The sequence below is a fragment of the Micromonospora sp. CNZ309 genome (assembly GCF_002846525.1).
This window is the reverse complement of the sequence record NZ_PJNG01000001.1, coordinates 1,507,408-1,522,653: the sequence shown is the minus strand read 5'-3', so window position 1 is coordinate 1,522,653 and position 15,246 is coordinate 1,507,408. Positions and strand designations below refer to the sequence as shown.

13 protein-coding genes are annotated in these 15,246 nt (G+C 72.1%); 4 read left to right on the top strand and 9 right to left on the bottom strand.

The annotated features are described in order from the left end of the window. Positions 1-42: 42 nt before the first annotated feature. Positions 43-1,185 carry a glutamate--cysteine ligase gene (locus CLT72_RS06065; RefSeq protein ID WP_308220782.1) on the bottom strand — a complete coding sequence of 381 codons (1,143 nt, stop codon included), beginning with the start codon at positions 1,183-1,185 and terminating at the stop codon, positions 43-45. Positions 1,186-1,425: 240 nt separating this feature from the next. Between CLT72_RS06065 and CLT72_RS06060 the strand changes: the two genes are divergently transcribed. Then, entirely contained in the window at positions 1,426-2,292 is an 867-nt protein-coding gene (locus tag CLT72_RS06060; RefSeq protein WP_101409892.1) for a bifunctional 5,10-methylenetetrahydrofolate dehydrogenase/5,10-methenyltetrahydrofolate cyclohydrolase, read from the top strand. Positions 2,293-2,453: 161 nt separating this feature from the next. Here the strand turns inward: CLT72_RS06060 and CLT72_RS06055 are convergent, their stop codons facing one another. Beyond that, entirely contained in the window at positions 2,454-3,464 is a 1,011-nt protein-coding gene (locus tag CLT72_RS06055) for a tyrosine-type recombinase/integrase (RefSeq protein ID WP_101409891.1), read from the bottom strand. 58 nt (positions 3,465-3,522) lie between these two features. Between CLT72_RS06055 and CLT72_RS06050 the strand changes: the two genes are divergently transcribed. Beyond that, on the top strand, positions 3,523-4,014 hold the full coding sequence (locus tag CLT72_RS06050) for an AAA family ATPase (protein ID WP_158241976.1): 492 nt from the start codon (positions 3,523-3,525) through the stop codon (positions 4,012-4,014). A gap of 386 nt (positions 4,015-4,400) precedes the next feature. On the opposite strand, the gene CLT72_RS06045 is transcribed toward CLT72_RS06050, so the two are convergent. The 6 genes from CLT72_RS06045 to CLT72_RS06020 form a co-directional block, all read right to left on the bottom strand. Continuing rightward, positions 4,401-6,779 carry an excinuclease ABC subunit UvrA gene (locus CLT72_RS06045; protein ID WP_101409889.1) on the bottom strand — a complete coding sequence of 793 codons (2,379 nt, stop codon included), beginning with the start codon at positions 6,777-6,779 and terminating at the stop codon, positions 4,401-4,403. Positions 6,780-6,853: 74 nt separating this feature from the next. Continuing rightward, positions 6,854-7,264: a VOC family protein gene (locus tag CLT72_RS06040; protein ID WP_101414969.1), complete on the bottom strand. Its 411-nt coding sequence runs from the start codon at positions 7,262-7,264 to the stop codon at positions 6,854-6,856. 5 nt (positions 7,265-7,269) lie between these two features. Further along, a complete protein-coding gene (locus tag CLT72_RS06035; protein ID WP_101409888.1) occupies positions 7,270-7,719 on the bottom strand; it encodes a helix-turn-helix transcriptional regulator in 450 nt (149 codons plus the stop codon). 155 nt (positions 7,720-7,874) lie between these two features. After that, positions 7,875-10,538 carry a DUF7824 domain-containing protein gene (locus tag CLT72_RS06030; RefSeq protein ID WP_486484189.1) on the bottom strand — a complete coding sequence of 888 codons (2,664 nt, stop codon included), beginning with the start codon at positions 10,536-10,538 and terminating at the stop codon, positions 7,875-7,877. Then, positions 10,535-11,872 carry an SWIM zinc finger family protein gene (locus CLT72_RS06025; RefSeq protein WP_101409887.1) on the bottom strand — a complete coding sequence of 446 codons (1,338 nt, stop codon included), beginning with the start codon at positions 11,870-11,872 and terminating at the stop codon, positions 10,535-10,537. Before CLT72_RS06025 ends, CLT72_RS06030 begins: the two co-directional genes overlap by 4 nt. A gap of 206 nt (positions 11,873-12,078) precedes the next feature. Further along, on the bottom strand, positions 12,079-12,807 hold the full coding sequence (locus tag CLT72_RS06020; RefSeq protein WP_101409886.1) for an SDR family oxidoreductase: 729 nt from the start codon (positions 12,805-12,807) through the stop codon (positions 12,079-12,081). 118 nt (positions 12,808-12,925) lie between these two features. Here CLT72_RS06020 and CLT72_RS06015 point away from each other — a divergent pair, with 118 nt between their 5' ends. Then, positions 12,926-13,387, top strand: coding sequence for a peroxiredoxin (locus CLT72_RS06015; RefSeq protein ID WP_101409885.1), 462 nt, complete (start codon positions 12,926-12,928; stop codon positions 13,385-13,387). A gap of 70 nt (positions 13,388-13,457) precedes the next feature. Then, positions 13,458-14,147: a hypothetical protein gene (locus CLT72_RS06010; RefSeq protein ID WP_089000355.1), complete on the top strand. Its 690-nt coding sequence runs from the start codon at positions 13,458-13,460 to the stop codon at positions 14,145-14,147. Positions 14,148-14,238: 91 nt separating this feature from the next. Here CLT72_RS06010 and cydB read toward each other — a convergent pair whose 3' ends face one another. Continuing rightward, a complete protein-coding gene (cydB, locus tag CLT72_RS06005; RefSeq protein ID WP_101409884.1) occupies positions 14,239-15,237 on the bottom strand; it encodes a cytochrome d ubiquinol oxidase subunit II in 999 nt (332 codons plus the stop codon). Positions 15,238-15,246 lie beyond the last annotated feature (9 nt).

Below are 15,246 nucleotides of genomic sequence, written 5' to 3'. Positions count from 1 at the left end.
CACCACGCACGCGCCCCGCCAACGCCCCCGGCCACCCCACGCCTACGCCGGCTGCAACTCCTCCACCACCGTCCGCGCCACCAGAAAATCCACCACATCCGTCAACCGACCCCGACGACCCGCCGCCCCCCGCTGCCGCACCGCCCCACCACCCACCACCAACAACCGCTCACACCAACCCCGCACCAGCTCCTCATCCCCGCACGCCCGCAACACCGGCCCCAACCAGTCCACCACCTCACCCAACACCTCCCGCGCCGGACGCAACCGACCCGACCCCACCTCCAACAACGAACCCTCCAACCCATCACGCGCCGCCCGCCAGTACGCCGCCCGCAACCACTCACCGGCAACCTCCGGACCGTGGTCACCCCGCTCCACCGCCTCCGACGCACGCACCACCAACGCCCGCACCAACGCCGCCACCAACGCCGACTCCTGCGCCGACACCGGCACGTCCGCCACCCGCACCTCCAACGTCGGATGCGTCACCGACGGCCGGACGTCCCAGAACAACGTCCCCGCATCCACGATCGCCCCCGCCGCCGACAACATCTCCACCACCGCCTCGTAATGAGCCACCGACGTGAACCGCGGCGGCGGCCCCGCCACCGGCCACCGCGGCCACACCATCGACCGCCAACTCGCATAACCCGAATCCCGCCCCTCCCAAAACGGCGAGTTCGCCGTCAACGCGATCAACAACGGCAGATACGCCCGCAGATGATTGCTCACCAGCAACGCCCGCTCCCGATCCGGCAACTCCACATGCACGTGCACCGCACAGATCGCCAACTCGTCGTGCAACCCCCGAAACGTCGCCGTACCCCGATCCGGCCGCGGCCCCCGCCGCACCGGCGGCGACGTCGCCCCCGGCAACACCGGCGTACCGGTCGCCACGATCCGCAACCCCTCCGCCTCCGCACACTCCGCCACCACCCGACGAGCCCACACCAACTGCTCCAGCAACCCCCGCACCGACGACGTCGGATCCGTCCGCGTCTCCACATGCAACGTCGTGATCTCACCCGACACCCGCGAACCCAACCGCGCCACCGCCCGCCCCACCACCGCGTCCGCCCCCGCCACCACACCCCGACTCACCGGATCCACCAGCAGGAACTCCTCCTCCACCCCCAACCTCGGACCCGACGCCCCCAACTCCCCACCCACCCGCTGCGGCACCCCAGCCTCCACTCACGACACACGACACGAACAGGCCGACAGGGTAGCCCGAACCAGTAACCAGCGGGACACCCACAGTCAACACACCGACGACGCCACCACCCACCGGGACACCCCGCCCCCGACCCCTGTGGCAAGCTGACCCCACACGCGACTGGCGGCCAGAGGATGGGCACCAAACCATCGGGGAGCTGCACGCGCGGAGGTCGACCGCCTGGGCCCCGCCGGCAGAGGAGCACCATGCCCACCGCCCGACTCCTGCCCGGCACCCCCGTCGCCGAACACATCCTCACCGACGTCGCCGCCGGCGTCACCGCCCTACGCGCCGCCGGCACCACCCCCGGCCTCGCCACCATCCTCGTCGGCGACGACGACGCCAGCGCCGGCTACATCCGCATCAAGCAACGCCAGGCCACCGAACTCGGCTTCACCTCACCCCACCTACACCTGCCCGCCACCGCCACCCAGGCAGACCTGCACCACGCCATCGCCGAATTCAACACCGCACCCGACGTGCACGGCCTGCTCATCCAGCACCCCATCCCCACACACCTCGACTACGACCGGGCGCTGCAAACCATGGACCCGGACCTCGACGTCGACGGCATGCACCCCCTCAACATGGGACGCCTCGCCCTCGGCCTGCCCGGACCCCTGCCCTGCACACCCGCCGGCATCGAAGCCCTGCTCGCCTTCCACGACATCCCCGTCGCCGGCCGCGACGTCGTCATCCTCGGCCGCGGCGCCACCCTCGGCCGCCCCCTCGCCCTGCTGCTCACCCAGAAACGACCCACCGCCAACGCCGCCGTCACCGTCGTGCACACCGGCGTCCCCGACTGGGCCACCCACACCCGCCGCGCCGACATCCTCATCGCCGCCGCCGGCGTCCCCGGCATCATCCGACCCGAACACGTCCGCCCCGGCGCCGTCGTCATCGGCGGCGGCGTCCGCTACGAAGGCCGACGCCTCCTACCCGACGTCGACGAATCCTGCGCCGACGTCGCCGGCGCCATCACCCCCCGCGTCGGCGGAGTCGGCCCCACCACCGTCGCCATGCTCTTCCGCAACGCCCTCGACGCCGCCCGCCGCGCCACCGGGCACGCCTGACCACCCCGGCCCGGGCGCCGAGGTGGTCGGCGCCCGGGCCACCGCCGGCACCACACCGGACCCCGTCGAAACGCCCCCGGCAGAGCTGGACGCGCAGACCACCCGCCGCCCACGCCGAACGCACAGCTGCGACCGACCCGCCACGTACCGCCGGATCCCGCTCACGACCGCCCGTCGCGCTCCGCCGCCACCAACCCCGCCAACGCCCGATTCGTACGGTTGGACCGCACCGCCGCACGCTGCTGCCCGGCCGTCACCTCGATGTACGTCTGCGACGACGCCAACGACGCGTGACCCAGCAACCGCATGATCTCCGCCGCACTCGCCCCGTCCTCCGCCAACCGCGTCGCGAAGGTGTGCCGCAACGCGTGCAACCGCGCCCCCCGCGGCACCCGGTCGGTGATGCCCGCCCGCCGGTAACAGGACTCCACCAGATACTGCAATCCGCCCCGGCGCAGCGGCTCACCCTGACGGTCCACCAGCAGCGGCGCGTCCGGCCGTACCGTGCGAGACCCGAACCGGCGCACCCGGCTCTCCAGGTAGCCCACCAGCACCCCGTCCAGCTCCGGCTCGATCGGCACCACCCTCGGCCGCCCGCCCTTGCCGGCCACGTCGACCCGCCGCTCGCCCGCACGGCCCGTCAGCGATCCCACGCGCAGTGCCAGCAGCTCCGACAGCCGCAGCCCCGCGCAGAGCGCCAACGCCAGCACCGCCAGGTCGCGCTCCGGCCACGGGTCGCGCTGGCGGCCCTCCTGCCGGGCCACCGAGGCGAGCAGATGCTCCGGAGTGTCCGCGCCACGCAGCGGCTTGGGCTGGGGGAGAGGCGCCCGGGGTCGACCGACCGCCGGCATCGGGTTGCCGGCGACCACCCCGTCAGCGACCAGGAAGGAGAAGAAACTGTTCCAGGTGGACCATGCCCGGTGCACCGACGCGGCCGCACGGGGAGCGGCGAACCGGGCAAATGCCGCGCGCATGACGCGGGCGGTGAGGGCGGCGACGGGGAGCGCGTCGAGGGGGAGGGGAGGGGTGGCCTCCTCGGCCGCGAGTGCGGCGACGGCACGCAGGTCCCGCCGGTACGCCTCCAGCGTGTGGGGGGAGGGCTTGCGGGTGGCGCGGGCCGTCAGGAACTCCTCGATCAGCCGCTGTACCGATTCGTCCTGTTTGTCATGCATAAGGGATATTATGCAGCATTTTCGGGTTCGCCGGCAACGGCGGGAGAGGGGGAGAAGCGTGCGGTGCTACGTACTGACCGGCGCGCCGGGGGCGGGCAAGACGACACTCGCCGAGGCCCTGCGCCGACGCGGGTGGCCCGTCGTCGCCGAGGCGGCCACCGACGTCATCGCGGCGGAGCAGGCGCGGGGCGTCGGCGAACCGTGGCGGGAGGCGGGCTTTCTCGACGCGGTGGCCCGGGTGCAGCGGGAGCGCCGCGAGGCGCCCGGGACGTACGGGAGGGTGCGGATCCACGACCGGTCGCCGCTGTGCACGTTGGCCCTCGCGCGACATCTGGGCCGCCCGCCGGGGCGCGTGCTGGTCGAGGAGGTGCGGCGGGTGCTCCGCGACGGCGCCTACGAGCGGCCGGTCTTCCTAGTCCAGCCGCTGGGCTTCGTGCCGCGCGCGCCGGTGCGGGTGCGGGTGGCGCTGGTGGAGACGCACCTGCGGCACCTCGCCGTCCTGCCGCCGGACCGGGCCGAGGGAGTGCCCGATCCGGCGTACTTGACATAATGTACATTATCGAACCGGCTGCTTCAGCGCTGATATCCGCAGAAGAGGGCTCTTCCGGCCGCCCGCAGTCGCACCGCCTTCGGCGTGCGTGTCCCTGCTGGCGTTGCGGGGCGCCTCGGTGTCGGCGGGAAACTGGCCGCGCGGCCGACGCGTCGCCAGCCGTTGCCGGCGTCCAGCCCCTGACGCCGGCGGCACGCGGTAGTGTCCGTGGCTCGGTGCCCCCTCGTCGGCGTCGGTCGGCGGTGATCCACGCCGACGGGTGCGCTGCGGCGGCGCGAACCCGTACGCACGCCGGGCTCGTCGCACTCCCCTGGCGTGCCCTGCGGCGTACACCCGGCCTGCGGTCCTGGCGTGCGTCCGGTGCCGCGGGCCTGCCCGGCGTCGTGTCAGGCGCCGACGTAGGCGGCGAGGTGCTTGCCGGTGAGGGTGGAGGCGGTGGCGACGAGGTCGGCGGGGGTGCCCTCGAAGACGATGCGGCCGCCGTCGTGGCCGGCGCCGGGACCGAGGTCGATGATCCAGTCGGCGTGGGCCATGACCGCCTGGTGGTGCTCGATGACGATGACCGACTTGCCGGCCTCGACGAGGCGGTCGAGCAGGGCGAGCAGTTGCTCGACGTCGGCGAGGTGCAGGCCGGTGGTCGGTTCGTCGAGGACGTAGACGCCGCCCTTCTCAGCCATGTGGGTGGCCAGCTTGAGGCGCTGCCGCTCGCCACCGGAGAGCGTGGTGAGGGGCTGGCCGAGGCTGAGGTAGCCCAGGCCGACGTCGGCGAGGCGGGCCAGGATCGCGTGGGCGGCGGGGATGCGGGCGTCGCCGGAGCCGAAGAACTCCTCGGCCTCGGCGACGGACATGGCGAGTACGTCGGCGATGTTGCGGCCGCCGAGCGTGTAGTCGAGTACGGCGGCCTGGAAGCGCTTGCCGCCGCACTCCTCGCAGGTGGTCTCGACGGTCGCCATGACGCCCAGGTCGGTGTAGATGACGCCGGCGCCGTTGCAGGTGGGGCAGGCGCCCTCGGAGTTGGCGCTGAACAGTGCCGGTTTCACGCCGTTGGCCTTGGCGAACGCCTTGCGGATCGGGTCGAGCAGGCCGGTGTAGGTGGCCGGGTTGCTGCGTCGCGAGCCGCGGATGGCGCCCTGGTCGATGACGACCACGCCGTCGCGGCCGGCGACCGAGCCGTGGATCAGTGAGCTCTTGCCGGAGCCGGCGACGCCGGTGATGACGCAGAGGACGCCGAGTGGGATGTCGACGTCGACGTCGCGCAGGTTGTGTGCGTTGGCGTCGCGGATCTGCAGGGTGTCGGTGGGGGTGCGTACGGTCTTCTTGAGGGTGGCGCGGTCGTCGAGGTGGCGGCCGGTGACGGTGCCGCTCCCCCGCAGTTGTTCCACGCTGCCCTCGAAGCAGACGGTGCCGCCCTGGGTGCCGGCGCCGGGGCCGAGGTCGACGACGTGGTCGGCGATCGTGATGGTCTCGGGTTTGTGTTCGACGACGAGGACGGTGTTGCCTTTGTCGCGTAGTTGCCGCAGCAGGCTGTTCATCCGCTCGATGTCGTGCGGGTGCAGGCCGATGGTGGGTTCGTCGAAGACGTAGGTGACGTCGGTGAGGGACGATCCGAGGTGGCGGATCATCTTGGTGCGTTGTGCCTCTCCCCCGGAGAGGGTGCCGGCGGGTCGGTCGAGTGAGAGGTAGCCCAGGCCGATCTCCTCGAAGCTGTCGAGGAGGTGTTGCAGCCCTTTGAGCAGGGGTGCGACGGATGGTTCGTCGAGGTCGCGTACCCAGGTGGCGAGGTCGCTGATCTGCATGGCGCAGACGTCGGCGATGCTCTTGCCCTTGATCTTCGAGGAGCGGGCTTCGGGGCTGAGGCGGGTGCCGTCGCAGTTGGGGCAGGTCTGGAAGGTGACGGCCCGTTCGACGAAGGCCCGGATGTGGGGCTGTAGGGCGTCGACGTCCTTGGTGAGGAAGGACTTCTGGATCTGCGGGATGAGGCCGGCGTACGTCAGGTTGATGCCGTCGATCTTGATTTTGGTGGGTTCGCGGTGGAGCAGGTCGTGCAGTTCCTTCTTGGTGAACTTGTTGATGGGCTTGTCGGGGTCGAAGTAGCCGCAGCCGCGGAAGATGCGGCCGTACCAGCCCTCCATGCTGTAGCCGGGGATGGTGAGTGCGCCCTCGTTGAGTGACTTGCTGGCGTCGTAGAGGGCGGTCAGGTCGATGTCGTTGACGGTGCCCATGCCCTCGCAGCGTGGGCACATGCCGCCGAGGCGGTGGAAGGTGGCCTTCTCCGCCTTGGTCTTGGTGCCGCGTTCGACGGTGATCGCGCCGCTGGCCGTCACGGTGGGGATGTTGAAGGAGTACGCGTTGGGTGAGCCGATGTGGGGTTGGCCGAGCCGGCTGAACAGGATGCGCAGCATGGCGTTGGCGTCGGTGGCGGTGCCGACGGTGGAGCGCGGGTTGGCGCCCATTCGTTCCTGGTCGACGATGATCGCCGTGGTCAGTCCTTCGAGCAGGTCGACCTCGGGTCGGGTGAGCGACGGCATGAAGCCCTGCACGAAGGCGCTGTAGGTTTCGTTGATCATTCGTTGTGACTCGGCGGCGATGGTGCCGAACACCAGTGAGCTCTTGCCCGAGCCGGAGACGCCGGTGAAGACGGTCAGGCGGCGCTTGGGGATCTCGACGCTGACGTCCTTGAGGTTGTTGACGCGGGCGCCCTGCACGCGGATCAGGTCGTGGGTGTCGGCGGCGTGCGGGGTGTGCGTCCTCGTGGCCGGGCTCATGGTGTCTCCATCTGTTGCGCGGGGGCCGGCGGTGCGGTCTCCGTCGGGCGTCTTCCTCTGCTGGTGGCGGGGGTTCAGCGCAGCTCGTTGATGCGGATCAGGTTGCCCGTGGGGTCGCGGAAGGCGCAGTCGCGCACGCCGTACGGCTGTTCGGTGGGTTCCTGGACGACGTCGGCGCCGCTGGCCTGTAGCCGGTCGAAGAGGCCGTCGAGGTCGTCGGTGGCCAGGGTGATGGTGCCGTAGCTGCCCTTGGCGATGAGTTCGAGGATGGTCTGGCGTTCGGCGTCGGTGATGCCGGGGTCGGCGGCCGGCGGGTGCAGGACGATGGAGGTGCCGGGCTGGCCGGGTGGGCCGACGGTGAGCCAGCGCATGCCGTCGTATCCGACGTCGTTGCGGATCTCGAAGCCGAGGGTGTCGCGGTAGAAGGTCAGGGCGGCGTCGGCGTCGGTGTGCGGGAGGAAGGCGTAGTGGATGGTGATGTTCATGCCGGTCACGCTAGTTGTGGCTGGGTGGCCCGTGCTTCTCGATTCCTGATCGGTCTGGTCACCTGTCGGGTGATGCACGACGGCAGCTCCCCGGTGGTGTGGGCGGCGCGGGCGCGGTAGGTGCTCGGTGGGACGCCGACGAGTTCGGTGAAGCGGGTGCTGAAGGTGCCCAGGGAGGAGCAGCCGACGGTGAAGCAGACTTCGGTGACGCTGAGGTCGCCGCGACGCAGCAGGGCCATGGCCCGTTCGATGCGCCGGGTCATGAGATAGGCGTATGGGGACTCGCCGTAGGCGAGGCGGAACTGGCGGCTGAGGTGTCCGGCGGACATGTTCACGCCGCGGGCGAGGGCTTCGACGTCGAGCGGTTTGGCGTACTCGCGGTCGATGCGGTCGCGTACGCGGCGCAGTCGGGCGAGGTCGCGCAGGTGCTGGGCTGCGGCGGTGGGGCTGCTCACGTGCAGGATCGTGCCACGTCGCGCCGGAGTTGCCCAGGAGGTTCGCGGTCTGTCGCCGGTGGTTGGTGGGAGGCGCCGGTGGTGTCGGGTGTGGGTGGTAGCTCCCCGCCGCGGCTGTGCGTCGAGCCGCGGCGGGGTGGGGCGCTGGTCTCGGGTCAGGTGGGGTCGAGGGCGCGGTGCAGGCGGCGGGCCTCGGTGACGAGGCGGCTCGATCCGCCTCGGGCGGCGACGTCGGCCAGGCCGGGCACGTCGATGCGGACGCCGGTCGTGGTGGCCGTCTCGGCGGCCAGGCTCAGCAGGTCGGGCAGGCCGCGTGGGGTGCGGGGTGCGGCGAGGAGCGCCGGTAGGGCGGCGGCGGTCAGTCGCCACACGCTCAGGGGTGCTCCGGCGAGGGCGGCGTCGCGTAGTGGTTCGAGTGCCCTGGACAGCTTGACCAGTTGTTCGGCGGCCAGTTGACCGAGGTGGTGGCCGGTCGCGGTGGCGTCGAGGTGCCCGGCTGCGGCGAGTGCGAGCAGGGCGTCGAGGGTGGCGACGCGGTCGGTGCCGTGGCGGGCGCCGAGGCCGTAGGCCAGGGTGAGGTCGAGGGCGGTTCCGCCGGGGCCGGTGCTGTCGGCGAGCAGGGGCAGGATGGTGGCGCCGTCGCGGTGGTCCATGTCGGCGGTGGCGGCCACGATCGGTAGTGCGTGTGCGGCGACGATTGCCCTGTGCCCCGGCAGGATCGACGGCCACAGGTTCATCCAGGCGGAGTGTTCGATGCCGATGGGTGCGGGGTCGGCGGTCAGCAGGCCGTACGGGTCGTCGTGTCCGTCGGGTGGGCGCAGCTCGACGGCGAGGCGTTTGGGGGGCAGTTGGTCGTGCTCCCAGTCGTGGCCGTTCTTGCGGGGGCGTCGGGTGACGGTGGTGAGGCGGGTGCGGGGTTGTGGTAGGCCGCCGGCGCGTAGCCAGGTGGCGAGCCGCTCCCCCGCCGGGGTGCCGAGTGCGGCGGCCTTGTCGGCGACGGTGTCGTCGGTGTCGGCGGGCAGGCGCAGCAGGGCCTGGGTGAGGTCCCAGTGCCAGGGTGTGCGGTCGCCGAGTGCGGTGAGGCGTTCCAGCAGGGTGAGCGGGTCGAGGGCGCCGTTGGCGTGGGTGGGGGTGGCGAGCAGTCCGGGGTGTCCCGGCTGCTGGTTGAGGTGTGCGCCGATCTCGGCGAGGCGGGCTCGGAGCAGTCGGTGTGGTGGGGGTACGCGGGGGTCGGTGGTGATGAGTTGTGGGGTGGGGTTGTCGTGGTCGGTGCGGTGGATGGCGGTGAGCAGGGCTTGCCATCGGCTGCGTCGGCGGTCCTGCTGGTCGGTGGCTGCGGCGGTGGTGAGGACGTCGACCAGGACCTGGCAGAGGCAGAGGGGGTCGTGGTGGTGTTCGTTGCCCCAGGACCAGTGGCGGCGGGCGATGACGGGGGCGAGGGTGGCGTGTACGCGTGGGCCGTCGGTGGCGGTGAGGCGCACGAGTGCGTCGAGGATGCGGTCCAGGGGTGTGCCCTGCGACGGGGTGCCGAGCAGGGCGGCTGTCTCTTCGGCGAGTTCGTCGATGTCGGTGATGGGGGTGGGTGCCGGTGCGGGCGGCGGGGGCGGTAGTTCGTCGGTGCGGGGGCGGGTGGTGGCCGGGCCGGGTGCTGCGGGGGTGTCGTGGCCGTGGCGGGCGGCCAGGGTGGTGGCCCGGTCGCGCAGTTCGACGGCGGGGTGTGCGGTGGCGGTCGCGATGACGTCGGCGATGTCGCGGGCGCGGTGGGGGTGTTGGCGGGCCAGCCGGTCGAGCCAGGTGAGTTGGGTGCGTACGAGGGTCTTGTCGGGTCGGGGTAACACGTCGCGGGAGGCGTCGAGCAGGGTGTCGATGTCGGGGTCGGGCAGGTCGCGGAGGGCCTTCTGGGCGATGGTGGCGACGGGGGCGGGTGCGTCGGTGAGCAGGCGCAGGTAGTCGGTGGCGCGGGCGGTGACTTCGGCGGTGGTGGGTGCCAGTTCGGTGAGCAGGGTGGTGAAGGCGCGCAGGGCTGTGGCGCGGTCGCCGCGTAGGAGTCGGCCGATGGTGGCGTCGATGAGGGTGGTGCGGTCGAGGACGCCTTCGGCGGCGAGGGTTGCCAGTGCGGTGGGTAGGGGGTGGCGTTGGCGGTTCTCCCAGGTGGTGACGATCTCGTCGAACATCATGGGTGTGCCGAGGCCGTCGATTTCGAAGAGTCGGGGCAGCATGGTGGTGAGCATCGGGTCGTCGCGGAGCCGCTGCAGCACGGTTGCGGGCCGGGCGTGGTGGTGCCGCGGTGGTGTGGCCACCGAGTTGAGCCACAGTTCGACGAACCGGTCGTTGGTGGGTGCGGTGGTGCCGGTGGCGTGCAGGAGTGCGGCGATGAACTGCCACCGTACGGGCCAGGTCTGTTGGTTGACCTTGGTGGCCAGGCGGTGTGCGAGGTCGCCGAGCCAGGTGATGCCGCGTTCGTCGGCGACGTGGACGACGAGGGTGGCGGCTCGTTCGCCGTAGGGGTTGATCGTGTTGCGGGACAGGATGGTGGCGGCCTGTGCGGCGGTGGGTAGGCAGCCGACCACGGCGACGGCCAGGGCGGCGCCCGCGCCGACGGTCCAGCGGGTGGTGTGCTGCCGCTGCTTGTACCAGGTCGTCAGGTCGGTGCCGATGTCTCGGCGGCGTTGTTCGGGCAGCCCGGCGAGGGCGGCGGCGATCTGGTTGGCGGCGCCGTTGGTGATCAGGTCGAACAGGTCGCTGGTGCCGCCGGCGGCGAGTTCGCGGTGGCGTCGTGCGGTGCTCTTGAGGAAGAGCATCTGCTGTGCGCGGCTCACGACCGCTGCTCGGCGTGGTGGGTGGCGAGCATGCGGGTGGCGAGGGCGTGGCGGCAGGGTCCGCGTTGCCCGCGGTGTTTGGCCCACCAGGGGCAGGTGCAGGTGAGGTCGCCGTCGGGTAGGCGGCGTACCCGGTAGGTGTGTTCGCCGCTGCGGACGGTGGCGGTGGTGGCGTCGAGTTCGACGGCTCCGGCGTCGAGCAGGGCCCGGGCGCCGGCCAGGCGGGGGTTGTCGCGTTCGGCGCGGCCGGCGTCGTAGGGCATGGCCCGGTGGAAGTAGGCGGCTTCGGAGACGTCGTAGCCGACGCGGCCGGCGGTGCCGAGTTGGGCGAGTGCGGCGCGGACGCGGGTGGGGTCGAGGTTGGTGTCGATGGCCAGTCGGTCGACGTCGATGGTGGGGTCCCAGGAGAGGACGGCGGCGACGAGGTTGGCGTCGTCGACCACGTCGTCGCCGGCCAGTGGGGTGAGGGTGGCGCCCTCGCCGGAGAATCCGCGGTATGGCTCGGGTGAGAGGGTCAGGGAGAGTCGCAGTGCGCCGGTGTCGAGTTCCCAGGTGCTCGGTACGGGTGCCGAGGCGGCGGTGACGGTGGGACCGTAGACGCGCAGGGTGTGGGCGAAGCGGAGCATGCCGTGCAGGGCGGTCAGTCGGCTGGCGCCGGCGAGGCAGACGGCGCCGGGGACGGGTCGGGAGGTCAGTCGTAGTGACCGGCCGGCGGGTACGACCCAGAGGGCCGAGCGGTCGCTGGTGGTGGGCAGTCGGCGTAGGAAGGTCGCCGCTTCGGTGGCGGGGATCTCGGCGCGGGGTTCGAAGGTGGCGGCCAGGATCTGCACCTCGGCGAAGCCGCGCAGCCAGCGCGCCGGCAGGGGGACCTTCTTCTCGACGACGGGGCCGTGCATGGTGTGGACGGTGAGGTCGTCGGGGCCGACGGACAGGTGTAGTGGGTCGAGGCCGCGGACGCGGGCCAGTGCCTGGCGTAGGGGGTTGTTGACGTCGACGTTGGTGGTGCCGTGTTCGAGTGTGTCGCCGTCGATGCCGGCGGGCAGGGTGTCGAGGCGGGCGTAGACGCCGCAGCAGCCGGAGAAGGATTCGAAGCGCAGTCGGTCGCGGCTGCCGGTGACGACGGGGTCGAGGCTGGCGGGGCTGACGGGGCGGTGGTAGCGGGTGCGGGCGACCTCGGCGACGGCGAGCAGGCCGGCGGCGGCGGCCTGTGCGGTGGTGAGGAAGCCGGTGAAGAACCGGGGGTTGGGTGTGGGGCCGCCGCTGGTCTGCAGGCCGAGGCGGCCGTGTCCGAGGGTGGAGGGTCCGAGGTAGCGGTAGGTCTGCACTGCGCTCACGTCCGCGGACGGTAGAGGACCCCACCGACAGCATCGAGTCGTACGGTCGTGGCGCGTGCCGGGGGCGGCCCTCAGGGTCGGTCGGTGTGGGGGCGGTGGGCGAGGACGAGGGTGGTGCGCAGGCGCGGTACGACGGTGCCGCCGAAGCCGTCGACGAGGGTGCGCATCGCGGTGGTCGGCTGGGCCTGCTGGTCGGCGGGGCGGGGTCAGAGGCCGCCGGCGACGCGTAGGACGGTGCCGGTGGTGTAGGTGGCGTCGGGGCCGAGCAGCCAGGCGATGGCGGCGGCGACCTCGTCGGGTTCGCCGGGGCGGCCCAGTGGGATGCGGGCGGCGGCCCTCTCGGGTCGGTCGGGTTGGCCGGAGAGGGCGTGGATGTCGGTGCGGATGATGCCGGGGGCGACGGCGTTGACGCGGATGCCGCGGGGGGCGAGTTCCTTGGCGAGGCCGGTGGTGAGGGTGTCGGTGGCGGCTTTGACGGCGGCGTAGTGGATGTATTCGCCGGGGCTGCCGAGGGTGGCGGCGACGGAGGAAACGTTGACGATGGCGCCGTGGCGGTCCATGCGGCGGGCGGCCTGCTGGGCGCAGAGGACGTAGCCGATGAGGTTGACGTCGACGACGTCGCGCAGGTCGGTGGGGTCGAGGTCGACGAAGGCGCCGATGGGGCTGGTGATGCCGGCGTTGTTGACCAGTCCGGTGAGGGGGCCGAGGTCGGCGGCGGCGTCGAACAGGGCGGTGACCTGGTCGGGGTCGCGGGTGTCGGCGGGGACGGCGAGGCCGCGTACGCCGGTGGCTTCGATGTCGGCGAGCACGGCGGTGGCGGCGTGGTGGTCGCGGCGGTAGCTGAAGGCGATGTGGTGTCCGGCGTGGGCGAGGCGGCGGGCGGTGGCGGCGCCGATGCCGCGGCTGCCGCCGGTGATGACGGTGACCGGTGTCAATGTGCCTCTCCCCTGTGGTGGCTGCGGGGCCGACGCTACCGCCGGGCGGTGCGGGGCGGGCCGGTGGGTCGGCGCATAGGCTCGGGCGCATCGGTGGTCGGCGACGTGGAGGTGCACGGTGGCGGGTGTGGGTGTCGGGGACGTGGTGGACGACTTCGAGTTGCCGGACGAGACGGGTACGCCGCGGCGGTTGTCGGAGTTCCTGGCCGCCGGTCCGGTGGTGCTGTTCTTCTATCCGGCGGCGATGACGCGGGGGTGCACGGCGCAGAGCTGTCACTTCCGGGACCTGGCGGCCGAGTTCGCGGCGGTGGGCGCGACCCGGGTGGGGATCAGCCGTGATCCGGTGGCGAAGCAGGCGGAGTTCTCCCGGCGTCACGGGTTCGACTATCCGTTGCTGTCGGATGTCGAGGGCGTGGTGGCGGAGCGGTTCGGGGTACGGCGGCGGTTGCCGTTGGGCGCGCTGAGCACGCGACGGATGACGTTTGTGATCGGCACCGACCGGCGGGTGGTCGAGGTGGTGCACAGCGAGCTGAACATGGACGACCACGCGGACGCGGCGCTGCGGGCGCTGGGGGGTTGATCTTCCGGTTGTCGGGGCGGGCTGGTATCAAGGCAGGCACTGAACAGGTGTGCGAGGGAAGAGGTTGCTGATGGGTGCTGCTGGCCAGGGTTTGTCCACTGACGAGGTGCAGAGCATCCGGGAGGCGCTGGCGGCGGGCCGCAAGCCGAAGGTGGTGTTCACTGCCTCGGCGGGTCAGATCGCCGGGCAGGTGGGTCAGGTGGTGCAGCTGACCGACCCCGAGGTCTCCGACGAGTACGTGGTGGTCCGCTTCGGGCGCGACGAGTTGCCCTTCTCCCCCGCCGACGTCGCGGTGGCCCCGCGCGGCGCCGGGCGCAGGGCGGCCGAGCCGCAGTCGGAGGCGCCGGAGCCGGAGCCGGCGGCGCCTGCGGAGCCGGAGTTCGTGTTGGACCGGGTGCCGCAGCAGCGGCGGGAGGAGCCGAAGGTGGAGACGGTGGAGGCGAAGCCCGCACCGGCGCGCAAGGCGGTGAAGGCTGTGAAGCCGAAGGGGCCGGCGGGGCTGACGGTGACGCTGGCGTACGCCGACGGTGAGTGGACGGTGGCGGCGCAGCAGGGCAGCAAGTCCCTCGCGAAGCCGTACGTGGTGAAGCCGGCGGAGGCGCTGCGGATGGTGGCGCTGGTGGACGTGCCGGGTGTGCACGAGGCGGTGGAGCAGATCATGGCCGTCGAGCGGGCCGAGGCCGAGCAGCAGGCGGAGAAGCTGCGCGCGGAGCTGGCGGAGATCGAGGCGCGCCTGGCGGAGTTGCGCGAGGCGCGTTGACGGTGCGGCCCCGGTGGCCGACGCGGGCGGGGAGGCCCGTGTCGGCCACCGGGGCCGTTTCCGGTGGGCCGGGGCCACCGGGTGGGAGGGGTCAGTGCCGCGGGATGTGGGCCACTCCGATGCGCTTGCGGAACACCCAGTAGGTCCAGCCCTGGTAGGCCAGCACGATCGGGGTGAACACGACCGCCACCCAGGTCATGATCTTCAGGGTGTAGGGGGTGGAGGCGGCGTTGGTGGCGGTCAGTGTCCCGGCGGCGTCCGCGGTGGAGGGCAGCACGTTCGGAAACAGCGCCGCGAACAGCGTCGCCACGGCCAGCGCGATGGCCACGGCGGTGCCGGTGAAGGCCCAGCCCTCCCGGCGTACCCGGGCGGCGGCGAGGCCGCCGAGCAGCGCCAGGGCCGCGCCGACGGCGAACACGACGGCGGCGGTGCTGGAGCGGATGTTCAACGTCCAGCTCAGGAACGCCACCGCGAGCACGGCGGCGGCCACGCCCAGGCGCACCGCGAGGGCGCCGGCGCGTTCGCGTACCTCGCCGACGGTCTTGAGGGCGATGAACACGGCGCCGTGGGTGAGGAACAGCGCCGCCGTGGTCGCGCCGCCGAGCAGGGCGTACGGGTTGAGCAGGTCGAGCAGGCCGCCGATGTACTCGTGCTCGGCGTCGAGCGGCACGCCGCGCAGGATGTTGGCGAACGCGACGCCCCACAGCACGGCGGGCACCACCGAGCCGACGAAGATGGCGGTGTCCCAGCGGCGCTTCCAGGACGCCTCGGGCCGCTTGTGGCGGTACTCGAAGGCGACGCCGCGGATGATCAGGGCGAGCAGGATCAGCAGCAGCGGCAGGTAGAAGCCGGAGAACAGGGTGGCGTACCACTCGGGGAACGCGGCGAACATGGCGCCGCCGGCGGTGATGAGCCAGACCTCGTTGCCGTCCCAGACGGGCCCGATGGTGTTGATCAGGACGCGGCGTTCCCGGTCGTCGCGGCCGAGCACGGGCAGCAGCATGCCGACGCCGAAGTCGAAGCCCTCGAGGATGAAGTACCCGGTGAACAGGACCGCGACGAGCAGGAACCAGATGGTGGTGAGTTCCACGGTGTGTCT